The organism is Priestia sp. 10L35, from assembly GCF_056395685.1.
Genome location: NZ_JBFTKA010000003.1, coordinates 467,445 through 489,689, shown reverse-complemented (window position 1 = coordinate 489,689; position 22,245 = coordinate 467,445). Strand labels below are relative to the sequence as shown.

The following is a 22,245-nucleotide window of genomic DNA, read 5'->3' as shown; positions in this document are numbered from 1 at the left end:
GGAGGAGTTAACATGTTTCGTCATCAAAAAGAACTGCAATTTGAAGTCAAAGTAGATCGCCCCGATCCGATGCTTGCTCGTCAGATTCAAGAAGTACTAGGTGGACAATTCGGTGAAATGACGGTAATGATGCAATACCTCTTTCAAGGATTTAACTGTCGAGGAGAAGAGAAATATAAAGATATGCTGATGGATATAGGTACAGAAGAAATTGGACACGTAGAGATGCTTTGTTCACTTATTAGTCAATTACTTGATGGAGCATCTCCAGAAGATCAAGCAGAAGCTGCGAAAGATCCTGCAACAGCAGCTATCATGGGAGGAATTAATCCTCAGCATTTATTAGTGAGCGGGCTTGGTGGTTTGCCTACTAATTCAAATGGAGTTCCATGGAACGGTTCATATATCGTAGCAAGCGGCAATTTATTAGCAGACATGCGTTCGAACTTGCATGCAGAAAGCCAAGGTAGACTTCAAGTAGCTAGGTTATACCATATGACAAAAGATGAAGGTGTACGCGCGACATTCCGCAAAATGCTAGCGCGTGATCGCTATCACCAGTATCAGTGGATGGAAGCTATAAACGAACTAGAAGAAAAAAATGGAGTAGTTGTTCCTGCATCTTTCCCTCCCGAGGCTGAAAAAGAATCACAGCCAGAAGCTTATGAGTTTTGGAACCTCTCAGAAGGCGCTGAATCAGAAGAGGGACCGTGGGCTACTGGAAGTGCCCCAGACGGAAGCGGTGAATATGTATACATCAAAGACCCTGTAGCAAAAGGACAGGTTCCCAATCCGGAAATTCCTGATACTTCGTTGCATCATGATTTAACTCGTAAAAAAGTTTCCTCTAAATAAAAGAAAGAAAGGCCCTCGATATGTGCGAGAGGTCTTTTTTTTGACTATAACAAAGGGTGTTATCCACGCGTTTCAGTCAAGTTACCTTTTAATATCTAGAATAAAAAAGCCGCATAGGGAAAAAGTAGGTATGTGCATATGTTAGTTTAAGAAAACAATCAAGCAATGTCAGTAAAAGGAGTGTCTGATATGTATTATTACAAAGAAGGATTAATCAATGGTATTAAACCGGATAAGCCCGATCCTGCGGCCGCGAAGGTACTGCAAGAAGCCTTAGGCGGGCAGTTTGGTGAAATGCGGACGATGATGCAATATTTCTTTCAAAGCTCTAACTTCAGAGGAAAAGAGACGCAGTATCGCGATTTAATGAAAGGTGTTTTTTTAGAAGAAATTGCTCATGTAGAACTCGTTCAAAATACCATTAATGCATTGTTAGATGAATCTGGCGGAGCCGGGGTAGGAAGTCAAGGTTCAGATCAGGCTCCTCTTGATGAAACTGTAAAACATGCTAATCCTCATCACTATATCATGGGCGCTCAAAGCTCACTGCCAGTAGATGCGGGCGGAAATCCATGGAACGGCTCGTGGGTTTATAATCACGGAAATCTAGTGGCTGATTTGCTCAATAACGTTGTATTAGAATCAACCGGCGTTTTACAAAAAACAAGAATATACGAAATGAGTTCTAACCAAACGTTAAGAGAAACGCTAGGTTTCTTAATCGTTCGAGATAATGCTCATCAAAATGCGTTTGCAAAAGCTCTTGAAACATTAGGCGTGGACTGGGGAAAACTATTCCCTGTACCAAATTATGATATTAACAAATACCCTGAATGCAGAAAATTTGTCGAGATGGGGTATCATAACACGCAATTTGATTTTAGATTAGATCCGCATCGAATGGGAGAAATATTTCAAGGGCAGACGCCAAGCAGAAATGGCGGAGACTTGAACGTAACACCTCCACCGGAAGCTTTTCCAGTCCCTCATTTATCTGAAATGCCAAATGAGCATGCTCCAGGTTTAGGAGATATGAACGCATAAAAGTATGTGAGTTGAATTTAATTAAACAAAGCTGAAATAAATAAAAAACATTGACTGAGAGCTAGTAGTCAATGTTTTTTTATTTGCTTTAGCGAAATTCTTTCATTTGTCTAGCGCAAAGCACATCTCGCCATTCCTGTAAGCGCATGATAAAGGGCTTTTTTACATCTGTTTGTGAATTTATTTGTTTTTTACAAGAAGAAAAGGGAATACTTTCTTTAATCGCTTGTGATAGAAAGCTAATAAGGGGTATGCTGCTATGAGTAACCAAAAAGATGAATTTTTATTTAAACGAGAGCTCTATCGCTTAGTACAAGAATACAAACGCTGCAAAGTTGAAGAAATTAGACCGGCAATTAAAAAGGATATTCTTCTTTTGAAGAAGGTTATAAATAACTAAAATAGATAAACACCGGCAAAAAAGCTCATGTTAGTTAATAAATGAGCTTTTTTTGCTGCTTTCAACTTGTTCAAACGAATTAGTATGTCTATAAATAGTCTCAGGAAGATGATGGACCATGTTAAACAGAGCTAACGCAGTTGTTTCTGGTTCTTCATAACGATAAATGATATCGTTTTCAATATCGCAGATTTGAAAACTGTTTAATTGTTTTGAATAACTTAGTGTAAACCTATTGGCAAGAGTATGAGTAATGTCGCTATCTCTATAATTTACTAAATTTGCTATCATGTGCTTAATTTCAGTTAGGTTCATCCACCAAGTCACCCTTTCATGTTATTGAAGTTATCATACCATGTACAGGTAGTTTGAATGTTTTTTTTTACAATTTGTAACAACAATTTTCAAAATGAAACATAAAGGTAATAAAAAGTTAAAACGAGCAGCTTAACGCAAGCTGAACATTTCCTATGAGGGGGTAGGATTTTCTTTGCAGTAGGTCAATTCCAACTTTTTATCTGCGATTTCTTTTAGCCCAATACGAATCATACTGAATACTAAAATCCATAATATAACCGTTAAAATTGTATGTCCAGCGGGCAACATACCTAGTATAGGTGAGTCCCAAAGAGCGTGCATAAAAACGACAAACAAAAATACACCGAGAAATTTTGGTTTTATCAACATGCTCCACTGAAATTTCTTATTTCCTTGGACGATACAGACGGCAGCTCCAGTCAAGGCAGCCCAAGCCACATGTCCTCCAGGAGCAAAAATACTGCGCCAAAGTATTGTAGAATAAAGCATGTGAAAGCTGCCTGAAAGAAGTGCTCTTAAAGCATAGCCAGCGGTTTCAAAAGCAGCAAAACCAGCTCCTATTGCAGCTCCTAAGAGGAGTCCGTTAAGGATATATCTATATTTAAGATTGCGCACAAAATAAATAACCGCGATAACTTTAGCCAGTTCCTCGCATATTCCAATCACGATCACGTTTGTGTTATTTCCAAGAATATCATAAAACACAAGTGCTAATAAAAGTGAAAGGATTCCGCCAATAAAAACGACATAAACAATTTTGTAAATAGCAATATTCTGCGGAGCGTTCATTTCCCAAAAGAAAATAAGCGTAGTAAATGGCACTGCAAAAGCACCGACTACAATAAGACCGGGTATGAAGTTGATGTTTTCGAACAAGCTTACCCCTAGATATAGCCCTAAGTATGCGACAAGCGCAATAAGAAAGACTCTTGCAAAAAGCCAAGGCTTTGGCCATGTATTTACAACTTCTTCTATTTTGGGAGTCGTAAGCCCTGTTCCTACAATAAAAAGCCGTTCAGCTTCCATTTCACTGTGCTGTCGGAAGACTCGAGAGAATATATTTCGAAATTTAGGTTCAACCGAACGTTCATTTCTTGGGATTTTATCAACACGATGGGCAAACAAGTAGAATATGCTGTAGTTTTCGTCGTGTTCCACGATTTCATGGCCGCAATTTAAGCAGAATTTTACCCCTTCCCGATTAGAATAAGCGCAATGGGGGCATTTCATTTATCTTCCTCCTTTTTCTAGATACAAATCGTTTGACGCTTGTCTTAGGACATCTTCTACATATATTATGTGAACTGATGAAAAAAGCATAAGAGGGTTTGATAGGTAATTTGCTTAAATAATGGAATGGTATGTGTATAAAAGACAGAAGCTATTGCTAAAAGAGACCTCATGAAACAAAAAAAGGCTGTGTCGTAAGCCGAACATTCGACTTACAGCACAGCCCTTTATATGATTGAAAATCTGGATTTAAGCCTGTTTTCTTTACAATGCTACTACGCAATAAAAAAGCTTCCTGAAATAAAAACGATGACACCAATGACCATCATTAATGTTTCGCGGTCTTTTTTTCCTGGTTTTTTATTAGCAGGAAGCAGCGATTTTGAAAGAGGCTTGGCAAAAATGATGACAAGCATGCAAACAGCAGCAAAGATGCCAAGCGCCACCTGAAAATTACCTTCAATAAAGACGCATGCCATTAAAAGTATAAGACTTATTTTTAGAAAAATTTTTGATAGGTTCACTATCAACACTCCTTTAGAACACTTAATACGAAAGACTTAGTGATTTTTTTATATGCCTGTTGTTTTCTACGGCTTGAAGAAGAAAGTGAGCGACGTCAGAACGGCTGATGTTGCGTCCGTTTTCTGGTATGCTAGCTTCTCCTATACGATAATACGTAGTTAATGGACCGCTCGTTAAACCCATTGGCCGAGCAACAGTCCAGTCGAGCCCGCTTACCTTCAAGAGCTTCACGGCTTCGTGATGATCGCGAAGCACATTTTTTAAAATACGCTGAGCAAGCCAGCCCGTCATGCCTGGAATTTCTCCGTCGATTCCGGCAGAAGCCGTGTAGGCGATACGCTGAATTCCGTTTTCATTCATACATTGAATCAGCAGATTTGTCGTTTCTACTAAAAGGGTAGAATGCCCTAGATTTTCGGTTCCAAGACAAGAAATTACTGCATCACACCCTCGCATGGCCTGACACACTTCATAATAATCAAGCACGTCGCCTTGTATGATGTGTACGTTCGCATGCGTTATCTTAAGCTTAGATGGATTTCGCACAAATGCTTTTACATAATGTCCGTTTTTAATCGCTTGCTTTATTAATTCCTGTCCGGTCCTGCCGCTTGCGCCAATCAAAAAAATGTTCATACGATCAACCCTTTCGTTTCAATGTAGGTAGTAAAAACGAAATTTTCTTTTACCATAACACATTTTTCTCGATTTAGCTTGTCAAAACATAAAAGCTGCTTACGAGATTCACCAAAGTAAGAGGTATCCTCTGTTCTTTTTTAAAACTTATGTCATAGACTGTCTAGAAAACAAAGAAATGTACGAACGGTTTATAAAGGTGTTTAATGCTATAGAAGCGAAAGGGTATTATAGGAATAAGGGACGAACAGAAGGGGCGATGCACTATGAAAAAATCGGTAAGCCGAGCACGTATCATCATAGTACTAATAGGTTTTCCGCTCATCTTTTTCATTATGGCGCTTGTGACGGGTGAGTGGCGATATATGACTTGGACCATTCCGCCTGCACTGATGTCATGTTGGACGGCACTCTTTGTATTAAGGAAGCAAGAAGAAAGATAACAGGAAATTTGAACTATTGCATCGAATTTATAGAAAAAGTATAAAATGATAGAAAGCTATAGTAAGAAAATTTAATGAAGGACGGTGTGAAGATGAACGGACAACAGTTATTGTATGGGTTGCTTACGTCTAAAGGCGATATCCTAAGAGCTGCTTATGTGTTATGTGACCACCGCATTTATACGGAAATGTCAGCACAGTATCAGCAAACGGAGCATACGGATTTTCAAGCGTCATTGATAGAAGAAATGAAATTGCTTGAAAAACAGCCTGAAGTAGACATGCATCTGCATATTTTGCTTGAAATGGCGAAGTTTTTTGAACTTCCTGTTTCCCATGCTACAACAAATGGCGAGCTGTACGAGTTAAGCGATAACATTGGAAATTTGCTTGTATCTAAATACAATGAGCTGTTTTCAATTGCACGCTGTCATACGCTGGAAGACGTAATGCGCCATCAAATCCGACTGTTCTTTCATCTAATTGATTCGCAATACATGATTGCTACAAATCGTCAGCAAGCTGTGTTTCAGCAGCAGCTGATGAATTGGATTGAACAGCTGCCCCCCATGTATCAGGAAAGAATGATTGATGCATTAGGAGAATATCAGCAGGAAGCACTTGTGAAACTGCTGCAAAAAAAAGGGACAATTGAACTGTACAAACAGCTTCCTCCGCACGCATACCCTGCTATTTCAGACCTTATGGCAACCGTAATGAGTATCTTTATTCCCGTTAATTACCCGCCAGCACTGCTATTTAGTATGAATGCGCCGCTGTTTTTAATGGCGAGCTTTGAAAGTCATGAAATTATTGCAAAACGCAAAGAAGCTGGAACTTTTTTGCCGCTGTTATTGGTAGTTGTTCAGCTGATGTGGACGTACAAGCTTGAGCATCAGGATGAGCTGTTGAATTATCAGTCTCTGCTGATCAAGTGGTCATCTGTACACACAGCGTATCAAGATTATATGAAAAAGAAAGAGCAGTCACTGTTTGACCGTGAACGGTTAGACAGCTTTATTTATAAAACAGAGCAGTATGTTAAGCAGCTCCGAGCTACGGAGAAAAAGACGGTGAAGCAAATTGAAACGCTCAAAACAGCCATTCGCCATCAGCTTGATGAAATGGAGCTCACATCGTTAAACGGAGGGCTTGTGCTTCAAAAAATGATTGAAGAGCATGAATCATTAAAACAAGATGTAGAAGAACTGCAGCGCAAGCTTTCGATTAAAGGTGATTTCTTCTCTAAAGTAAGACTGACGTTCCGTTCTGCAGAACGAGCCGTCAAAAGCAAAGTGAAAGAAGTAGAGCGTAAAAAAGTGCTTATGCAAATGACGGACTTTATTTTAGCAAATCGCTTGCCCGTATGCGTGGATATTCAAAATGAAATTTATGATTATCAAGACGAGCTGACGACGACTATTTTTCAAATTAATCAGCAGGTCGAGCTGCTTGAAGAAACAAAACAAAGCCGTCAGCTAGCCGATGCAAAAGTACGCCGCTATGATCAAGAAATAAAGCGATTTGAACGTAATTACTATGGCTTAAAAGAAGGAACCGTTGAAGAGATGGCACAGTGAAACTGGGACAAACATATTTTATCCGAACGAGTTTGATTCTCCATCAAGAATCAAACTCGTTCGGATTTTTTTATGGTGATCGTGAACATAGGTTTTATATATGTAGCTGCTTCTAGCTGTTGATAGGAGAGCAAAGCCCTGCACGGAAATTAACAGCGATGTCTCAAGCGATCCATACGAACTCATTCACTCCATCTGTCTGTCTTTAGATTGGCGTAATTTAGTTATGTCTCAATCTTATTCTCTGTCTGTAGGAGCGGACAGCTGATCTTTATACTCATCTACATAGAGCATGCCGTTTGTTGACACAACTGCATACAGCACTTGGTTCAACTGAAGCTGACGATTTGAAAGCTCAAGGTTGATCCACTGTTCGGTATAGTGAGATGTTAAGTTTTTATGAATAATTTCTCCGTCCATGATGAGTTCTACCGGTAAACTCATTTCTTTAAACGGCTTAGACAAAACGTCCTGTTTGGCAATGTTTTGATAAGCAGTTTTCTTTAATACTGACAGTTTTCCGCTTACTTCTAAAACAGCAAATTCTACTTCAGCAATGTTGAACGTTCCTAGTTCTCGTAAATGCTGATTCAAGTCGTCAATAGAATATTTGACTTTTTTCATATTTGCTTCAAGAAGCTTTCCTTTTTCCATAATAACCGTCGGGCGTCCTGTAATCCATTTTCGCAAGCGCCTGCTTTTTAGAGCTGTTGATGCTAAAAGAAAATGAATGGCTACAAGAAAAAAAAAAGAAGCGAACATCGGCAGAAATTTTAATTTTAAATCAAATCCCATATTTGCGATGAACGACCCAATAATGATGGACATCGCAAATGTAAAATGATTATTATGCGTGTTAATTTGTTTTCCAATCAGGAAAGTTGTAATGCTTAAGATAATGAAAGAAACAAAGGTTCTAAGAAGGGACATGAGAATGTCTTCCATAGGTTGTGATGTCACCTGCTTTCTCATAAATAGAAAGAGTATCTATCTCTATAGCGTTATCCATTTAAAGGATCGTTATACAAGAAAAAACACCAAGAAGAAGTGCGGATAATGCGTTCACATTCGGCTGCTTAAAAAGGGGTGGAAAGGCTGTAGGTAAGGGATCAAAGCAAACAAAAAGAATGTGCAAATTCCTTTGAAATTTTTTGGAGGATTTGTTACAATAAAGGTGCTTATTTTTGTTCGGTAAGGATAGTTCGAAGTGTTCGTCTTGACTTATTGTAAGAGCAGGAATAGAGTAATACACAATGTGTGGATTGTCACACAAGGAGGAAAAGAGATATGTTACAAGGTAAAGTAAAATGGTTCAACGCTGAAAAAGGTTTCGGTTTCATCGAAGTAGAAGGACAAGACGATGTATTCGTTCATTTCTCTGCTATCCAAGGCGAAGGTTTCAAAACTTTAGAAGAAGGTCAAGAAGTTACATTTGAAATCGTTGAAGGCAACCGTGGACCACAAGCTGCTAACGTTCAAAAGTAATTTTTTTTATAAAGTTTAAGCCGATCAGCAGAACGTTTCTCTGGTCGTTCGTTAAACTAAACTGGGAGAAGGCCCCTTTTATAAAAGGGGTCTTTTCTTGTTCGCTTTTTACACCTTGTTGACGATTTCTTTGATTTTGTAGAAGTATTCAAATATGAAAAAAACTAGTCACGCAGTATAAAAAAAGCGTATAATGAAATGATGAAAATAGGAATTGTAGAGCAGAAAGGATTTTAAAACGTATGAACAACCAACTTCAAGAAACGATGGTCGATTCACGTCGTACATTCGCCATTATTTCTCACCCGGATGCCGGGAAAACAACGTTAACAGAAAAAATGCTGTTACTGGGCGGAATGATTCGTTCAGCCGGAACGGTTAAAGGAAAAAAATCAGGCAAGTTTGCTACATCTGACTGGATGGAAATCGAAAAACAACGTGGAATTTCGGTTACATCAAGTGTTATGCAGTTTGAGTATAAAGATCACTTTATTAACATCTTGGATACACCAGGACACGAAGACTTCAGTGAGGATACGTATCGTACCTTAACGGCTGTAGACAGTGCGGTCATGGTTATTGACGGAACGAAAGGGATTGAAGCACAAACGCTTAAACTTTTTAAAGTTTGTCGTATGCGTGGTATTCCTATTCTAACATTTATCAATAAATTAGACCGTGAAGGAAAAGAGCCGCTTGAGCTGCTTGAAGAAATTGAAGATGTACTTGGTATTGAATCATACCCTGTAACGTGGCCAATTGGCATGGGGAAACGATTCCAAGGAACGTATGACCGTTTTTCAAAACAAATTGAAGTATACCAAGGAAACAAAGAGTCATATTTTGCAGACTTTGACGGTGAAAATATCGACGATGAAATTAAAAAACACGTCGATGAAATGTATTTACCAGGCTTAGTGGATGATTTATCTCTATTAGACGAAGCAGGTAATGATTTTTCAATTGAAAAAGTAAAGCAAGGCCTATTAACACCTGTTTTCTTCGGAAGTGCGATTGCAAACTTTGGTGTACAGTCTTTCTTTAATTCATTTTTACAATTAACATCACCGCCGCAGCCTCGTGAATCAACGAATGGCACCGTTCAGCCTACGGATGAAAACTTCTCAGGTTTCATCTTTAAAATTCAAGCGAACATGAACCCAGCTCACCGCGACCGCATTGCGTTCGTACGCGTATGTTCAGGGAAATTCGAGCGTGGAATGAACGTGACGTTAGCAAGAACGAACCGTAAAATGAAGCTAGCGCAGTCTCATCAGTTCTTGGCATCAAGCCGTGAAACAGTAGATACAGCGTATCCAGGGGATATCATTGGCTTGTATGACTCGGGTACGTATCAGATTGGCGATACCATTGTAGGAGAGGGAAAAGTATTCGAATTTGATGCTCTTCCAAAGTTCCCGCCTGAACTGTTTGTAAAAGTTCGTGCGAAAAATGCAATGAAATCTAAGCACTTTGAAAAAGGGATTAATCAGCTTGTACAAGAAGGAGCCGTACAGCTTTACCGTACGCCGTTCTTTGGAGATTATATTTTAGGAGCAGTCGGTGAACTTCAGTTCCAAGTGTTTGAACACCGTATGAAAGGCGAGTACAACGTCGATCTTGAATTCACGCGCATGTCTCATAACATTGCAAAATGGGTAGACAAATCAACAATTGAAGATCGCATGCTAGATTCTCGCGTGATGCTAGTAGAAGATCGTGATAAACATGCCGTTCTTATGTTTGAAAACGATTTTGTATGGCGTTTGTTCCAGGACAAATATCCATCTGTTAAATTCCTAGACCCGTTTAATCTATAAAAGAGTATAAAAAAAGGAAAACGATACATACTACTTTCATAAGTAGACAGTCGATTTTCCTCCTTTGCTTAAGAGTCAGTATTTACTGGCTCTTTTTTTAGTGAGCCACTGATTTTAAATTTAAAAGAATGACTCCTGCAATGATTAATACGATGCCAAATACCATCGTGAGACTGCCGCTTTCTTTCCAAATAACTACGCCAATCACAGCTGTCACAGCAGTTCCTACACCAGACCAGATGGCATACGCAACGCTGAGTGGAATGTGCTGAAGCGATGTGGAAAGCGCATAGAAAGCCAGACCAAACCCTAATAAAACACCAAGACTAGGCCAAAATTTTGTAAATCCGTTTGATGCTTTTAACATAGATGTGCCGAATAACTCTGAACTAATAGCAATCGCTAAAAATAAATAGGCTTTCATCGAAAACCCTCCTCTGTTAATTTCCGAAGTTGTTGTTGAATCTGTTTTTGCATGTCTGGATCCACGGGTGCGAGCCCAAACATTTGACTGAACCATAATCCGTCAGCTGCTAGGCGCACAATGGTAGCAAGGACTGGATCAATGTCGTCTTGTTCAATGTGCTGCTGCCACTTTTCGTATTGCTTTTGAAAGTGCTGCAGGAGTTCAGGATTGGTTGCAATACCTGCAAGTAACCCCGCGCTCATCACTTGTTCACGCTGAAGGTCATGAAGCGTCTCAGCGAGATAAGCCCGGCTCCATTTGCCAGGAGAATTGTCATGTTCAACTTGTACGTTTAGTCCGTCATCATATTTCTTTGTGACTGAATACAGCATTTGCTTAATCAATTCATCTTTTGAAGAGAAGTGATACAACAAACCGCCTTTACTGACGCCGGCTTCTTTTGCTACTTTTTCAAGCGTCAAATTTCCAACGCCGTCACGCTGTACAACCTGCGTAGCTGCAAGCAATATATCATCAAATGTAGACACACGAATTTCCTCCTTTTTGATTTTCCCTAGAATACTTTACCGTCTGGACGGTTTGTTTGGCAATACTTTTATTTCGAATTTCAAAAAAAATTTTTGTGCACACTAAAATATAAAGTATAAAAACAAAAATAAACGAGTAAACAAAGGGTTAATACCTTTACTATATGAAGAAAAAGAAAAAATAAAGCCTGGGTATATGAAAGATAAAAGAAAGGTGTGAAGAAACGGATGAGGGATGTGTATCAAAGTTTTCAAGAACTATCACAGTGTGAACGAGCGGGAATTGATTACGAAATAGAATGTGTCGTTCGCCGGAGAGAAATTGTCGTGCTTGCTATTCACGGAGGAACGATGGAAATTGGGACAGAAGAAGTAGCAGAAAAAATAGCAGAAAAGCTGAACGCAACGGTGTACGTATTTAAAACGCTGAAAACAGAAAATCCGTTTGAATTGCATGTTACGTCTGCAAACTACGATGAAGAAATGGCGCGTCATCTCGTTAAAAAATCAGAGGTCACGATTTCTCTTCACGGTGCCTACAGCGACGTCTGCACGACTTATATCGGAGGAAGAGACGAAAAGTTAGAAAAAGCGGTGCGTCATGCACTCTCAGGTTTTCCGATCAGTGAAACGCCCGTGCATTTAAAAGGCGTTTCACCTCGAAATATCGCAAACGGCAATCAGCGCCACAAAGGACTGCAACTTGAAATAACCACTCCGCAGTATGAACAATTATTACAGAACAATCAGCTGTTTAACGAGTATGTGAATGCGGTAGTATCGGCTGTGAACTCAGTGATGTAAAGATAAATTCAACAGCTTCCTGTATATTGGCTGCAATAAAGGCTGCTTGCACGTCAGCCCATTTTTCCCGTACATGTAACGTGTCGTGCCCAGCTCCTGTTAACACTAAAATACATTGTGCTCCTGCTGCATGGGCCGCTACGAGGTCTTTCCACCGGTCGCCAATCACGATGCAATTAGCCAAATTTAAGCTGTGCTCCTCGGCTGCTTTTAACAGCATGCCCGGCCTTGGTTTGCGGCACGAACAATTGTCTGAATCTTCATGAGGACAAAGGTAAACATCATCAAATCCAAAAGCTAAAAGCTCAGAGATAAACTGTGATTTCTTTACCTTTCCTTTTGTAATATCGGGCTGATTCGTAAAGGAAAACAGCGGAATGTTTTGTTTCTTTATGTCTATAATCGCTTGCTTTGCTTGGGGGAACAGCTGAAAATCACCTGGATATTGTATTTCATTACTGCCTCCAATCGTTCCGTCTCGGTCTAAAAATATTGCTTCAATCATATTCTTCACCTCTTTTTCTATCATAATATAAAACAGGATTAATTTGGTAAAAACTTTGTTTTTTGAAAAAAATCAAAGAAATATGACTGTCTTTTTACTTCTCATCATATGGATAAGTTAAATAGAAGTGGTGAGGAGGGGAAGACAAGTGAACGAAGAATCGTTTTATTCACCATTTATAAGCGAAGACGGAAAGAAAAAAACAATTGGAGAAATTGAGTTTTCAGATGTGCAGCGCATGATGAAAAAACATTTAGAAGAAGGCTATCAGCTTGAGTTCAAGCGCGAAGTAAGCTCAACGGTCAAACGGAAAATCCCAAATATCATCGCTTCGTTTGCCAATGAAAAAGGAGGGTGGCTTATTTTTGGCGTAGATGAAGACGACCATTCCATTAACCTGCTCGAGCGCAAAGAATATGAGCTGTTTATTAATAATATGCTTAAAGATGTCACCAATCCCATTCCTCGTATCGTTACGCGTTTTTTATCACCTGAAGATCACCCCGGGCAAGGTGTTTTTGTTATTTGGATTCCCGAAGGCCCAAACCCTCCGTACATGTCTTACGGGAAAATTTACAGAAGAATTGGAAGCGGCACATCTCCCGTTACGGAAATCGATGATCGCTATCATTTAGATCGACTCTATCAAAAATCCGAGGATCAAACGCAGCGAATAGAGGAATTTTGCACAAAAGAACTGTCTATCTATAACAGAAAATGGCCGATGCACGGGAAAAGCTATATTCATTACGGGATGTGTAATATGTACGTGCTGCCACTATATGATTTGCATTTAGTTGAACAAATGGAAGAAGAACGGTTAAAGCAATATATTTTAAGCAAGTCTAGCGAGCCAAAATACTATCGTTTGGACGAGGAGAGTACGGTGATGCTGCATACACCGTTTGTTAAAGCCTCTTATTCAGCGGAATCTATCATTTTTCGAAGCACAGATGTGATTGATGCGTATGATAAAACAATTGCGTGGGAGCAGTTTTATAACGGATCAGCTAAGTTTCATATTCCTATTCCGTACATGGAAGAATCAAAACCAATTCATGACGTATTAAAGTCAAGTATTTCAAGCTACATCGATGAGACGATTTTTGAGCAGTTTCAATATATAAACGGACCCTTTTTTCTCACATCTTTAATCAGCTGCATCGGCGGATACATTGATTGTATGATGGAATTAAAAGCAGAGCTGGAAGATATGATTATTGTGATTGACTTAGAGAACGTTCGAAACGATGTGCTTTACTTTCCGCATGAGCAATTTCAAACATTTCTAGAAGAAGAAGGGCTCGTCTTTTCAGATAAAAAGCAATATCGATTTAATCGATCATTTAAAACAACAAAATTAGGAGGGAATCTGGAGCTTCTTGCCTACGTTGATTATATCGTGACAGCGTTTGGCCTTTCAAAAAACCAGTCCATTGACTTTCTTAAACACTCATTAAATCAAGGATAAAATATACAATTTTTTGACAATAACTAAAAAAATGACAAAAGTGAAAAAAAGTATGATAATATCTTTCGTAAGTAATGAGCAAGTAAAGAAGAGAAAGGGGACTCTTTTTTACGGATGCCGTTGCTAGGTAGGGTTAAACATAAGGGGAGAAAAGGCAATGAAAAAAGCGACATCCATACTTCTAATTGTCCTAGCACTGGCTGGGTTAGGAGGAGTATGCGCTGCTTATTACCATTTGGAGCAGCAAAAGCAAACGGAAGAAATGACGTATGAACAGAAGTACATAACCGTAAGAAATGCATGAAAAAACCAGCCGATCGGCTGGTTTTTTTGGGGTTTCAAGTCATAGTAAGTAAAATAAAGATTTTGCTTGTTCAGTTTTTTTAAATAACTCCAATGATGTATAGACGCAAAATAGAAAGCCAACGCTTGAAAAAACAAAAAACAAGCGGAGAAAAGGGCGTTTTCTTTGAATGCGAAAGTACGTAAAAACAACGAGTGAACATACAAGCAGTACGCTCATAGCAGCAAATCGAATCGCGAGGTCTGCTAAATCATCAACCGTACGCTGAAACAATTTTAGCGTTTCATCGTTCAAATCAGTCTCAGGAATGTTCGTTTTGTCTTGCTGATTTAACACCCCTACATCCCATTTTTCTCGACTATAATCATGAGAAACCGTGTAGTAAAACGGACCAAGCTTTTTTTCATCTGCACCGTCGTCAGCAAGTGCTGAAGCTGGGTGCATGAATGCTAGAACAAAAAATAAAAAGCTCCACTTTCTCATTACCAAAGCCTCTTTCTAACTCAGACTATCTCCCATTATAAACCAAAAATTTTTATGTTTCCATCATCCCTCTTTCCTATTTCCATTTCTATATATAAAGTGAAAGGGGGAATAAAAGATGGCAGAAAAAATTCAGCATTCAAGCCAGCTTCGCTTAGTATTAGAACAAGGAATAAAAGAGGATGGAAAACCCGATTTAAAGACAAAATCCTATATGAACATTCAGCCTGGAAGTTCTGCAGATGCACTCATTACAGCAAGTGAAACCATTGCCAGCCTGCAGTCACTGCCGCTTGTTGAAATCAACGAAGTTGTCACGTTTTCACTTTTAAAATAAGAAAAGAGGTAGAGTATGAAAACTTTAACGATGCAGTTTTTGAATGAGTCACAAAAAGCAGTAAGCCTATCGATTGAATCACCTAAAGATACGTTAGACGCGGTAGCCATTACAGCAGCAATGAACGCGCTGATCGCAAGCGATGTCTTTACTTCAAGCGGCGGAGCACTCGTTTCCAGAAAAGGCGCTCAAATCGTCGAGCGAAATGTAACCGAATTTACGATTTAAAAATGAAAGTCCTTCCACTTCGGTGCGAAGGGCTTTTTTAAAAGGAGAGAGGAAGATGACAGAGTGGTTTACGCTTGTCTCAGACGTTGGTTTTCCCGTTGTGGTGACGCTTTATTTACTTCACCGAATTGAAGCCAAGCTCGATACAGTTGTGCTATCCATTCAGCATTTAACCGATGAAGTAAAAAAGTGATTATGACAATTGTAAGGCAGTTGTCATGGAAAAGTTGACGGATTTGACACCTCACACTACAATTGGTAGTGTGAGGTGTCGAATATGAAAATTGAAAAATTCAAATTTAACGAAACCGGCCTTAATCGCTTTTTTGGCCCGCTTGAAGCAAAAATTATGACGGCTTTATGGAACGGAAGTGAAATGTCCATTAAAGATGTGCAGCACGTGCTTGAGAAAGAAAAAGCAGTGAACTTCAACACCGTTATGACCGTTATGAATCGATTGGTGGAAAAAGGCGTGTTGCAAAAGCGTTTAAAAGGACGTACGTCGATGTATCAGCCGATTCTCTCTAAAGAGGAATTTATCGACGCTCAGTCGAAAGAGTTAACGCACGAATTGATCGACGAATTTGGCTCGCTTGCTGTTACTCATATGCTTGATGCGTTAGAAGAAGTTGATGATTCACTGTTAAGCATGCTCGAATCAAAAGTCAAACAGTTAAAAAAGGATGAATAATCAATGAATCAAGGAATACTAAAGCGTTCTAAGCTTATTTTTAACCTGTGCTTTTTTATTGCCGTGACGTTGCTTATGCAAATGGGCATGTATGTGCTGCATTTGCTGTTTGGATGGAATTTATCGTTTAACTTAATTTTACTTTGTAACAAAGTAGCCCACTTTTTCGGCTTGTTTTTTATTGAATACATGCTGAATGCGGTTATTTTTCATACGATGTTTGTACTGTTCATTAAAGCTGTAAAGCAAGTGATTCAAATGCGGAAAGTCCGTAAAATGATTGCGAAGCTGCGAAATGAAACAACAACGGCTCACCTGCAAAAAGCGTACGGAAAGAATTTAACAGTTTTAACAACAGATCAGCCCATTGCATTAACAATGGGATTGTTTACACCGCACATCGTTCTGTCTACAGGGTTGCTCTCGGTGCTTGATGAAAATGAACTAGAAGCTGTTATTTACCACGAGCAGTCACATGTTGCAAATAAAGATCCGCTCAAAACATTTTTACTAAGCACGCTTGCTTCTGCATTATGGTATATTCCGTTTATTAAATGGAGCCATAAACGTTTCAAAGTCATGCGTGAAGTGCTGGCTGATCAAGATGCCATTGTGAAAAATGGCACGTCTGCTCACATCGGCAGCGCCCTTTTAAAAATGGTTAAAACGGGACAGACAAGTCTTTCGTGTGCGCACGTATCGTTTGCTGATACGTCGGTTAATTATCGCATTCAATATATTTTAAATCCGGAAACGAAAATGCCGATGCAGCCTCCTGTTATTTTAACGCTGACGTCGCTATACGTGTTTTTTATTTTGTGTGCGCTAATTTTTACCGCTCTAACAGCTTTGTAAGTTTGTAAGAGAGAAAGAAAAGAAGGAGATGAGATTGTGTCAAAAGCAAAGAAAAAGAAAAAAGTAACGCCCAATCAGCAAACGTCCTCGAGCAAGTGGATTTTTTGGGTGATTGGAATTATTGCGGTCTGTATTTTAGGGTTAATCGTCCTTTCTAATATGTCAAAGGGCGGAGGAGATGAAAAGGCCGCTCTTACATATGATAATCAGCCGTATCTTGGAAAAGAGTCAGCTCCGGTAGAAGTGGTAGAGTTTGGAGATTACAAATGTCCGGCTTGTAAAAACTTCACGGAATCCTTTTTCCCGCTGATTCAAAAAGATTATGTAGATACAGGCAAAGTCAAATTCTACTTTATGAACTATGCGTTTATCAACAATGACTCATCTCGTGCAGCAGAGTTTGCCGAGACGGTATATAAAGAGCTTGGGAACGATACATTTTGGAAATTCCATGAACTTCTTTATAAAAAGCAAAACGCAGCGGATGAAAAGAAAGATGTCTTAACGGAATCTTACTTAGAAGATACGCTGAAAGAAGTATCTAGCGATGCCGATGCGAAAAAAGTAGCGAGTGCTTTTAAAGATGGAAAAGGAAAAGATGCGTTTGATCAAGATATGAAGACAGCCAATAACTTAGGCATCACAGGTACACCAACCATTTATGTAGGCGGCAAAAAATTCGAAGGAAAAACAATCGATGACTTTGATCAAATGGTCAAAGATGCGGCTAAGGAGAACAAATAATGAACAAGTCTTTGGTCTTCGGGTGGATTACAGCGCTTATCGCGATGCTTGGAAGCTTGACGTTTAGTGAAGTTCTTCACTTTATTCCGTGTGAACTTTGCTGGTATCAGCGAATTTTAATGTATCCGCTCGCGATTGTGCTAGGTGTAGCCGTGTATCGGAATGATACGTTCATCTACAAATACGTCCTGCCGTTTTCAGTGATTGGTATGGCGCTTTCAGGCTATCATTATTGCCTGCAGAAGATACCGGCTCTTAAAGCATTTGAAACGTGTACAAGTGGTGTTCCTTGCTCAGGTCAATATATTAACTGGCTTGGATTTATCACCATTCCTTTTTTAGCGTTTATTGCGTTTACTGTCATTACAATTATGATGCTTGTTCTTCGCAAGCAGGCGAAAAAAGCTTAACCTCCGGGTTAAGCTTTTTTGTATGGAAACAAAAAAAGTCCCGCTTCCAAGAAGCGGGTGCAAATAGGGTACATCTATGAAAAATGATGAAATTGTTTTGACAAGAACAGTATATAAAAGAAAAGTGAAAAAACGGTGAAAAGAGAAAAGCTTTTTTTAAAAAAAGGTGAAAATATGCTTTTCTTACAAAAAAAGCCCCGCTCACAAAAAGCGGGGAATAAATAGGGGTCATTTATGAAAAATGATGAAATTGCTTTGACAAACTTAGTATACAAAAGAAAAGTGAAAAAACGGTGAAAAGATGGAAGCTTTTAGAAAAAATAAAAAAAGACCTGCTCTGGGGAAGCAGGTCTTCACAAAGGAGTAAAACTATGAAAAAAATATGCTAATTGGCTTCGCAAGTACTATCCTATACCTTTATGGTGAAAAAATGGTGAAAAGAGAAACGGGATATAAAAAAGACCTGCTTTGGGGAAACAGGTCATTAGAAAGGGAGTAAAACTATGAAAAAATATGCTAATTGGCTTCGCAAGTACTATCCTATACCTTTATGGTGAAAAAATGATGAAAAGAGAAGCGGAATATAAAAAAAGACCTGCTCTGGGGAAGCAGATCTTCAAAAGGAGTAAAACTATGAAAAAAATATGCTAATTGGCTTCGCAAGTACTATCCTATACCTTTATGGTGAAAAAATGGTGAAAAGAGAAGCGGAATATAAAAAAGACCTGCTCTGGGGAAACAGGTCATTAGAAAGGGAGTAAAACTATGAAAAAATATGCTAATTGGCTTCGCAAATACTATCCTATACCTTTATGATGAAAAGATAGTGAAAACGATATTAGGATATAGCTCCTATTTTTCCATATTATAGATTCATTTCTCTTTAATAGGGTATACGTTCATTAGAATCGATATAAACTTAAAGAGCTGCCAGGGAGGTATATATATGGAAAAGAAACACGAAGCAACTGCAAATCAGCGCGTGGTTCATCGCACTCGAAATAGCTGGTCAGGCTTTTTGTTTGGCGTAGGGTTAGTTGCTTTTATTGATGAAGCAGTGTTTCATCAGCTGCTTCATTGGCATCATTTTTATGATAAATCCACAACGGCCGCTGGTTTAGTGTCGGACGGTTTGTTTCATGCATTCAGCTGGTTCGCTACAATTGCATCACTTTTTATGGTGGCAGATCTAAGGCGCCGAGGCGGCTGGTGGGTGAAAAGGTGGATAGGAGGAGTATTGCTTGGAGCCGGGGCGTTTCAGCTTTATGACGGGACCGTGCAGCATAAGCTTATGGGACTTCATCAAATCCGGTACGGAGTGAAGATTGCACCTTACGACATTACGTGGAATGTACTTGCATGTTTGATGCTGCTTATTGGCATCATTTTAACATGGTTTACACGTAAACAAGGTGCACATCATGATTAAATATGAAGTATTGTCTCAGCTTTTATTAGCCCTGCCTTTTGTCGCTGCCTTTTTTTTATACATGTGGGCTGTAGCTTCTTCGAATGCAACGTATAGAAAATGGTCATTATATAGGACGTCCAGCTGGACACTTGGTATTTTATGCGCCATATCTTCTGTAGCCGGACCGCTCGCAGCCCGTGCTCATATGGACTTTGCTGCGCATATGACGGGGCATTTGCTTTTAGGTATGCTAGCTCCGCTTTTAATGGCGTTAGGAGCACCTCTTACGCTGCTGCTTCGCACGCTTCCGGTTCATGCAGCCAGAAAAGTGTCAAAACTTTTAAAAGGACGATTTGTTCGGTTCATCAGCAGTCCGGTGACAGCTTCTGTTCTTAACGTAGGAGGACTTTGGATTCTTTATACAACAAGTCTGTATGGCATGATGCATCACTCTTTTTTCGTGCATGTCGCTGTACATATTCACGTGTTTTTAGCCGGCTATTTATTCACCGTATCGATGATTTCAATTGATCCTTCGCCGCATCAAAAAACTTTTACGCACCGGGCATCCGTATTGGTTCTTGCTCTTGCTGCTCACGGTATTTTATCAAAATATGTGTACGCTCACCCGCCTATGCACGTATCGGCGGAAGGGGCGCAGCAAGGGGCTATGCTGATGTATTACGGAGGCGATTTAATCGACTTATGTTTAATTGTGCTTCTTTGTTATGAATGGTTTAAACAGGTTCAAAAAGTATCTCTTACATAAAAAACGCGCAGAAAGCATGGTGCTTTCTGCGCGTTTTTTTAGTGAATGTTTCGTTTTTTAAAGCGTCCGCCGCGGACTTCGGTAATATCTGCAACGGCTAAAAAGGCAGTAGGATCAAAATCTTCAACAATGGTTTTTAGCTTTGATTCTTCAAGGCGCGTGATGATGCAGAAAATCACTTTTTTATCATCGCCCGTATAAGCACCTTCACCGTGCAAATAGGTAACGCCTCGACCTAGACGCGCATTAATCGCATCGCCAATTTCGTCGGAATATTCGCTAATAATCCAAGCGGATTTTGATTCTTCCAATCCTTCTACAACCGTATCAATGGCTTTAGCTGCAATGATGTACGCAAGGATGGAATACATGGCGCGGTCCCACGTGAACACAAATCCCGCTGCTCCTAAAATGAAGAAGTTGAAAAACATCACAATTTCTCCCACGGAAAACGGAATTTTTTTACTGATTAAAATGGCAAGTATCTCCGTACCGTCAAGCGCTCCGCCGTAGCGAATTACGAGTCCAATTCCAATGCCGAGAATAATCCCTCCAAAAACGGTAGCAAGAAGAACGTCTGCGGTAAACGCGGGGACTTCATGAAACATAGAAGTTAAGATGGATACAACCAGTATGCCAAAAATAGTGGAAAGGGCAAATGTTTTCCCCATTTGCTTGTACCCAATAAATACAAACGGAAGATTTAGTACAAAAAGAAAGATTCCTAGATTTACGCCAGTAAGGTGCGAAAGCATGATGGAAATACCGGTAATTCCTCCGTCGACAACGTGGTTCGGAACGAGGAAAATTTCAAGTCCTGTGGCCATGAGCAGCGCACCGATCGCAATGGCGATGGCCCTTCCAAATACCTGTCCCTTGGACAGCTTTCGGTGCTGAATTTTCGCTTTTTCGAGTTCTGTCATTTGCATGTCTCCTTTGATGCCCCATATGTATTTCTCACTTTAGAAAAGTGAAACTATCTTTAATTATACCTTACTATGCACAATTAGTGGGGATAGACGGCTTAATCACTTGTTTCATCATGTAAAAAAAGCCTGCTTCAGAGTCATAAGCAGGCTTTTTAAGGAGTAAAACGATGAAAAAAGATAGTTGGCTTCACGGCTTTAACTATATAGAAACTTGATGAAAAAACAGTGAAAACGCCGGCATGTGCGGTAAGAAAACCGGGGATACTAGTTAAAAAAGCCAAAAGGAGATGACGAAATGAGCGTGTGGATGATGTATAATCACTTGATGCATTCGCAAACCTTTTTAAGCAGCGTATTAATTAGCGGTATTCTTCTTGTCAGCGGAGGATTTGTGTACGGCAGAATAATGAGTAAAAAGTGAACCTAATATTGCCACGGATAGGTTGTTAATGGAAGATGATCAATATCTGCTTGGTTAATGTTATACTTGCTCCATAAGCATAGCGTGGAGGTGTCAGCATGAGCAAGCATCATGATCTAACAGCATCATACGGAGAATCGTTAGTGACGTGTGAACATCAGTTTGAAGCTAGCTATTACTATCATCAAGTGCGCGAACAGTGCATGAATCACATTCATGAAATAAGCAAAGCGGTAGATGAATTCATCGTTGATTTTACAGATGAAAGTTTGAAAATATTAGAGCTTCTTTACTATGATCTAGAAGACAGCAACTGCTTTGACTATTTTTCGATGACAAAAGAAGAATTCGAAGAGTGTATGGGCGTATACTTTGGTGAAGTGGTTACGTCTACTATTGATGAAGCGCACTGGGTTGTGAAAGAATATCCGCTTATGGAAAACAAGTATGTGACCGGAATTGAAAAAGGGAATCTTTCACTCATGTTTCCTCACGGATTTTTTAACCATAAAGAGCGTCATCCAGAGTGCGTTTTTACTCTTTATCATTTATATAAACAGCTGCAAAAATAGGAAAAAGGTGAACGTAAGTTC

30 protein-coding genes are annotated in these 22,245 nt (G+C 39.5%); 20 read left to right on the top strand and 10 right to left on the bottom strand.

All coding sequences use genetic code 11. The annotated features are described in order from the left end of the window. Positions 1-12 precede the first annotated feature (12 nt). The 3 genes from AC1DEF_RS13620 to AC1DEF_RS13610 all read left to right on the top strand — a co-directional run bounded on the left by AC1DEF_RS13620 (position 13) and on the right by AC1DEF_RS13610 (position 2,299). Positions 13-855 (top strand): manganese catalase, encoded by an 843-nt coding sequence (locus tag AC1DEF_RS13620; protein WP_034650592.1) that lies wholly within the window; start codon positions 13-15, stop codon positions 853-855. 189 nt (positions 856-1,044) lie between these two features. Then, a complete protein-coding gene (locus AC1DEF_RS13615; protein ID WP_097822765.1) occupies positions 1,045-1,899 on the top strand; it encodes a manganese catalase family protein in 855 nt (284 codons plus the stop codon). Between the two features lie 259 nt (positions 1,900-2,158). After that, positions 2,159-2,299 carry a hypothetical protein gene (locus AC1DEF_RS13610; protein ID WP_176521185.1) on the top strand — a complete coding sequence of 47 codons (141 nt, stop codon included), beginning with the start codon at positions 2,159-2,161 and terminating at the stop codon, positions 2,297-2,299. A 30-nt stretch (positions 2,300-2,329) separates the two neighbouring features. On the opposite strand, the gene AC1DEF_RS13605 is transcribed toward AC1DEF_RS13610, so the two are convergent. The 4 genes from AC1DEF_RS13605 to AC1DEF_RS13590 all read right to left on the bottom strand — a co-directional run bounded on the left by AC1DEF_RS13605 (position 2,330) and on the right by AC1DEF_RS13590 (position 5,008). Next, a complete protein-coding gene (locus AC1DEF_RS13605; protein ID WP_097822764.1) occupies positions 2,330-2,614 on the bottom strand; it encodes a hypothetical protein in 285 nt (94 codons plus the stop codon). A 153-nt stretch (positions 2,615-2,767) separates the two neighbouring features. Further along, on the bottom strand, positions 2,768-3,847 hold the full coding sequence (locus tag AC1DEF_RS13600) for a PrsW family intramembrane metalloprotease (RefSeq protein WP_097822763.1): 1,080 nt from the start codon (positions 3,845-3,847) through the stop codon (positions 2,768-2,770). Positions 3,848-4,122: 275 nt separating this feature from the next. Continuing rightward, positions 4,123-4,371, bottom strand: coding sequence for a hypothetical protein (locus AC1DEF_RS13595; protein WP_097822762.1), 249 nt, complete (start codon positions 4,369-4,371; stop codon positions 4,123-4,125). 22 nt (positions 4,372-4,393) lie between these two features. Beyond that, positions 4,394-5,008, bottom strand: a complete 615-nt coding sequence (locus AC1DEF_RS13590) for an NAD(P)-dependent oxidoreductase (RefSeq protein ID WP_028414459.1) — start codon at positions 5,006-5,008, stop codon at positions 4,394-4,396. A gap of 535 nt (positions 5,009-5,543) precedes the next feature. Here AC1DEF_RS13590 and AC1DEF_RS13585 point away from each other — a divergent pair. Then, entirely contained in the window at positions 5,544-7,031 is a 1,488-nt protein-coding gene (locus AC1DEF_RS13585) for a hypothetical protein (RefSeq protein WP_097822761.1), read from the top strand. 237 nt (positions 7,032-7,268) lie between these two features. Here the strand turns inward: AC1DEF_RS13585 and AC1DEF_RS13580 are convergent, their stop codons facing one another. Further along, a complete protein-coding gene (locus AC1DEF_RS13580; protein WP_255255674.1) occupies positions 7,269-7,991 on the bottom strand; it encodes a DUF421 domain-containing protein in 723 nt (240 codons plus the stop codon). A gap of 327 nt (positions 7,992-8,318) precedes the next feature. Between AC1DEF_RS13580 and cspD the strand changes: the two genes are divergently transcribed. After that, positions 8,319-8,516: a cold-shock protein CspD gene (gene cspD, locus AC1DEF_RS13575; RefSeq protein ID WP_013057877.1), complete on the top strand. Its 198-nt coding sequence runs from the start codon at positions 8,319-8,321 to the stop codon at positions 8,514-8,516. A 242-nt stretch (positions 8,517-8,758) separates the two neighbouring features. Continuing rightward, on the top strand, positions 8,759-10,336 hold the full coding sequence (locus tag AC1DEF_RS13570) for a peptide chain release factor 3 (protein ID WP_016764821.1): 1,578 nt from the start codon (positions 8,759-8,761) through the stop codon (positions 10,334-10,336). Positions 10,337-10,433: 97 nt separating this feature from the next. Here the strand turns inward: AC1DEF_RS13570 and AC1DEF_RS13565 are convergent, their stop codons facing one another. After that, positions 10,434-10,760 carry a DMT family transporter gene (locus AC1DEF_RS13565; protein ID WP_013057875.1) on the bottom strand — a complete coding sequence of 109 codons (327 nt, stop codon included), beginning with the start codon at positions 10,758-10,760 and terminating at the stop codon, positions 10,434-10,436. Then, positions 10,757-11,290: a TetR/AcrR family transcriptional regulator gene (locus tag AC1DEF_RS13560; protein ID WP_043981414.1), complete on the bottom strand. Its 534-nt coding sequence runs from the start codon at positions 11,288-11,290 to the stop codon at positions 10,757-10,759. Before AC1DEF_RS13560 ends, AC1DEF_RS13565 begins: the two co-directional genes overlap by 4 nt. A gap of 228 nt (positions 11,291-11,518) precedes the next feature. Here AC1DEF_RS13560 and AC1DEF_RS13555 point away from each other — a divergent pair, with 228 nt between their 5' ends. Beyond that, positions 11,519-12,094 (top strand): poly-gamma-glutamate hydrolase family protein, encoded by a 576-nt coding sequence (locus tag AC1DEF_RS13555; RefSeq protein WP_043981415.1) that lies wholly within the window; start codon positions 11,519-11,521, stop codon positions 12,092-12,094. On the opposite strand, the gene AC1DEF_RS13550 is transcribed toward AC1DEF_RS13555, so the two are convergent. After that, entirely contained in the window at positions 12,045-12,599 is a 555-nt protein-coding gene (locus tag AC1DEF_RS13550; RefSeq protein WP_097822759.1) for an HAD-IIIA family hydrolase, read from the bottom strand. The two genes, AC1DEF_RS13555 and AC1DEF_RS13550, sit on opposite strands and share 50 nt — an antisense overlap. A gap of 148 nt (positions 12,600-12,747) precedes the next feature. Between AC1DEF_RS13550 and AC1DEF_RS13545 the strand changes: the two genes are divergently transcribed. Both AC1DEF_RS13545 and AC1DEF_RS13540 read left to right on the top strand, forming a co-directional pair. Further along, a complete protein-coding gene (locus AC1DEF_RS13545) occupies positions 12,748-14,070 on the top strand; it encodes an AlbA family DNA-binding domain-containing protein (protein ID WP_318331177.1) in 1,323 nt (440 codons plus the stop codon). A gap of 157 nt (positions 14,071-14,227) precedes the next feature. Further along, a complete protein-coding gene (locus tag AC1DEF_RS13540; protein ID WP_013057870.1) occupies positions 14,228-14,374 on the top strand; it encodes a hypothetical protein in 147 nt (48 codons plus the stop codon). A 39-nt stretch (positions 14,375-14,413) separates the two neighbouring features. Here AC1DEF_RS13540 and AC1DEF_RS13535 read toward each other — a convergent pair whose 3' ends face one another. Then, positions 14,414-14,857, bottom strand: coding sequence for a hypothetical protein (locus AC1DEF_RS13535; protein WP_013083930.1), 444 nt, complete (start codon positions 14,855-14,857; stop codon positions 14,414-14,416). A gap of 118 nt (positions 14,858-14,975) precedes the next feature. Between AC1DEF_RS13535 and AC1DEF_RS13530 the strand changes: the two genes are divergently transcribed. The 9 genes from AC1DEF_RS13530 to AC1DEF_RS13490 all read left to right on the top strand — a co-directional run bounded on the left by AC1DEF_RS13530 (position 14,976) and on the right by AC1DEF_RS13490 (position 20,302). Then, the gene (locus tag AC1DEF_RS13530; RefSeq protein ID WP_013057868.1) at positions 14,976-15,194 is read left to right on the top strand and encodes a DUF1659 domain-containing protein; all 219 of its coding nucleotides are present in this window, start codon (positions 14,976-14,978) and stop codon (positions 15,192-15,194) included. A 15-nt stretch (positions 15,195-15,209) separates the two neighbouring features. After that, positions 15,210-15,422: a DUF2922 domain-containing protein gene (locus tag AC1DEF_RS13525; protein ID WP_097822757.1), complete on the top strand. Its 213-nt coding sequence runs from the start codon at positions 15,210-15,212 to the stop codon at positions 15,420-15,422. A gap of 55 nt (positions 15,423-15,477) precedes the next feature. Beyond that, a complete protein-coding gene (locus AC1DEF_RS13520; protein WP_013057866.1) occupies positions 15,478-15,615 on the top strand; it encodes a YvrJ family protein in 138 nt (45 codons plus the stop codon). Positions 15,616-15,699: 84 nt separating this feature from the next. Continuing rightward, positions 15,700-16,113, top strand: a complete 414-nt coding sequence (locus AC1DEF_RS13515) for a BlaI/MecI/CopY family transcriptional regulator (RefSeq protein ID WP_013057865.1) — start codon at positions 15,700-15,702, stop codon at positions 16,111-16,113. 3 nt (positions 16,114-16,116) lie between these two features. After that, entirely contained in the window at positions 16,117-16,968 is an 852-nt protein-coding gene (locus AC1DEF_RS13510; RefSeq protein WP_097822756.1) for a M56 family metallopeptidase, read from the top strand. 36 nt (positions 16,969-17,004) lie between these two features. Then, the gene (locus tag AC1DEF_RS13505; RefSeq protein ID WP_097822755.1) at positions 17,005-17,712 is read left to right on the top strand and encodes a DsbA family protein; all 708 of its coding nucleotides are present in this window, start codon (positions 17,005-17,007) and stop codon (positions 17,710-17,712) included. Further along, positions 17,712-18,122: a disulfide oxidoreductase gene (locus AC1DEF_RS13500; protein WP_043981422.1), complete on the top strand. Its 411-nt coding sequence runs from the start codon at positions 17,712-17,714 to the stop codon at positions 18,120-18,122. Before AC1DEF_RS13505 ends, AC1DEF_RS13500 begins: the two co-directional genes overlap by 1 nt. A 946-nt stretch (positions 18,123-19,068) precedes the next feature. Beyond that, the gene (locus AC1DEF_RS13495; protein ID WP_043981423.1) at positions 19,069-19,551 is read left to right on the top strand and encodes a DUF2243 domain-containing protein; all 483 of its coding nucleotides are present in this window, start codon (positions 19,069-19,071) and stop codon (positions 19,549-19,551) included. Next, entirely contained in the window at positions 19,544-20,302 is a 759-nt protein-coding gene (locus AC1DEF_RS13490) for a cytochrome c oxidase assembly protein (protein WP_097825273.1), read from the top strand. The genes AC1DEF_RS13495 and AC1DEF_RS13490 overlap by 8 nt, the downstream gene beginning before the upstream one ends. A gap of 38 nt (positions 20,303-20,340) precedes the next feature. Here AC1DEF_RS13490 and AC1DEF_RS13485 read toward each other — a convergent pair whose 3' ends face one another. Beyond that, positions 20,341-21,225, bottom strand: a complete 885-nt coding sequence (locus AC1DEF_RS13485) for a YitT family protein (RefSeq protein WP_074895024.1) — start codon at positions 21,223-21,225, stop codon at positions 20,341-20,343. Positions 21,226-21,526: 301 nt separating this feature from the next. Between AC1DEF_RS13485 and AC1DEF_RS13480 the strand changes: the two genes are divergently transcribed. Continuing rightward, on the top strand, positions 21,527-21,652 hold the full coding sequence (locus tag AC1DEF_RS13480) for a hypothetical protein (protein ID WP_013057857.1): 126 nt from the start codon (positions 21,527-21,529) through the stop codon (positions 21,650-21,652). 98 nt (positions 21,653-21,750) lie between these two features. After that, positions 21,751-22,224: a hypothetical protein gene (locus AC1DEF_RS13475; protein ID WP_097825272.1), complete on the top strand. Its 474-nt coding sequence runs from the start codon at positions 21,751-21,753 to the stop codon at positions 22,222-22,224. Positions 22,225-22,245: the final 21 nt, after the last annotated feature.

Bases quoted from the DNA above. Each gene is read 5' to 3' on its own strand.
- AC1DEF_RS13620 (WP_034650592.1), top strand. From the start codon at position 13: ATGTTTCGTCATCAAAAAGAACTGCAATTTGAAGTCAAAGTAGATCGC.
- AC1DEF_RS13615 (WP_097822765.1), top strand. From the start codon at position 1,045: ATGTATTATTACAAAGAAGGATTAATCAATGGTATTAAACCGGATAAG.
- AC1DEF_RS13610 (WP_176521185.1), top strand. From the start codon at position 2,159: ATGAGTAACCAAAAAGATGAATTTTTATTTAAACGAGAGCTCTATCGC.
- AC1DEF_RS13605 (WP_097822764.1), bottom strand. From the start codon at position 2,614: ATGAACCTAACTGAAATTAAGCACATGATAGCAAATTTAGTAAATTAT.
- AC1DEF_RS13600 (WP_097822763.1), bottom strand. From the start codon at position 3,847: ATGAAATGCCCCCATTGCGCTTATTCTAATCGGGAAGGGGTAAAATTC.
- AC1DEF_RS13590 (WP_028414459.1), bottom strand. From the start codon at position 5,008: ATGAACATTTTTTTGATTGGCGCAAGCGGCAGGACCGGACAGGAATTA.
- AC1DEF_RS13585 (WP_097822761.1), top strand. From the start codon at position 5,544: ATGAACGGACAACAGTTATTGTATGGGTTGCTTACGTCTAAAGGCGAT.
- cspD (WP_013057877.1), top strand. From the start codon at position 8,319: ATGTTACAAGGTAAAGTAAAATGGTTCAACGCTGAAAAAGGTTTCGGT.
- AC1DEF_RS13570 (WP_016764821.1), top strand. From the start codon at position 8,759: ATGAACAACCAACTTCAAGAAACGATGGTCGATTCACGTCGTACATTC.
- AC1DEF_RS13565 (WP_013057875.1), bottom strand. From the start codon at position 10,760: ATGAAAGCCTATTTATTTTTAGCGATTGCTATTAGTTCAGAGTTATTC.
- AC1DEF_RS13555 (WP_043981415.1), top strand. From the start codon at position 11,519: ATGAGGGATGTGTATCAAAGTTTTCAAGAACTATCACAGTGTGAACGA.
- AC1DEF_RS13550 (WP_097822759.1), bottom strand. From the start codon at position 12,599: ATGATTGAAGCAATATTTTTAGACCGAGACGGAACGATTGGAGGCAGT.
- AC1DEF_RS13540 (WP_013057870.1), top strand. From the start codon at position 14,228: ATGAAAAAAGCGACATCCATACTTCTAATTGTCCTAGCACTGGCTGGG.
- AC1DEF_RS13535 (WP_013083930.1), bottom strand. From the start codon at position 14,857: ATGAGAAAGTGGAGCTTTTTATTTTTTGTTCTAGCATTCATGCACCCA.
- AC1DEF_RS13530 (WP_013057868.1), top strand. From the start codon at position 14,976: ATGGCAGAAAAAATTCAGCATTCAAGCCAGCTTCGCTTAGTATTAGAA.
- AC1DEF_RS13525 (WP_097822757.1), top strand. From the start codon at position 15,210: ATGAAAACTTTAACGATGCAGTTTTTGAATGAGTCACAAAAAGCAGTA.
- AC1DEF_RS13520 (WP_013057866.1), top strand. From the start codon at position 15,478: ATGACAGAGTGGTTTACGCTTGTCTCAGACGTTGGTTTTCCCGTTGTG.
- AC1DEF_RS13515 (WP_013057865.1), top strand. From the start codon at position 15,700: ATGAAAATTGAAAAATTCAAATTTAACGAAACCGGCCTTAATCGCTTT.
- AC1DEF_RS13510 (WP_097822756.1), top strand. From the start codon at position 16,117: ATGAATCAAGGAATACTAAAGCGTTCTAAGCTTATTTTTAACCTGTGC.
- AC1DEF_RS13500 (WP_043981422.1), top strand. From the start codon at position 17,712: ATGAACAAGTCTTTGGTCTTCGGGTGGATTACAGCGCTTATCGCGATG.
- AC1DEF_RS13495 (WP_043981423.1), top strand. From the start codon at position 19,069: ATGGAAAAGAAACACGAAGCAACTGCAAATCAGCGCGTGGTTCATCGC.
- AC1DEF_RS13490 (WP_097825273.1), top strand. From the start codon at position 19,544: ATGATTAAATATGAAGTATTGTCTCAGCTTTTATTAGCCCTGCCTTTT.
- AC1DEF_RS13485 (WP_074895024.1), bottom strand. From the start codon at position 21,225: ATGACAGAACTCGAAAAAGCGAAAATTCAGCACCGAAAGCTGTCCAAG.
- AC1DEF_RS13480 (WP_013057857.1), top strand. From the start codon at position 21,527: ATGAGCGTGTGGATGATGTATAATCACTTGATGCATTCGCAAACCTTT.
- AC1DEF_RS13475 (WP_097825272.1), top strand. From the start codon at position 21,751: ATGAGCAAGCATCATGATCTAACAGCATCATACGGAGAATCGTTAGTG.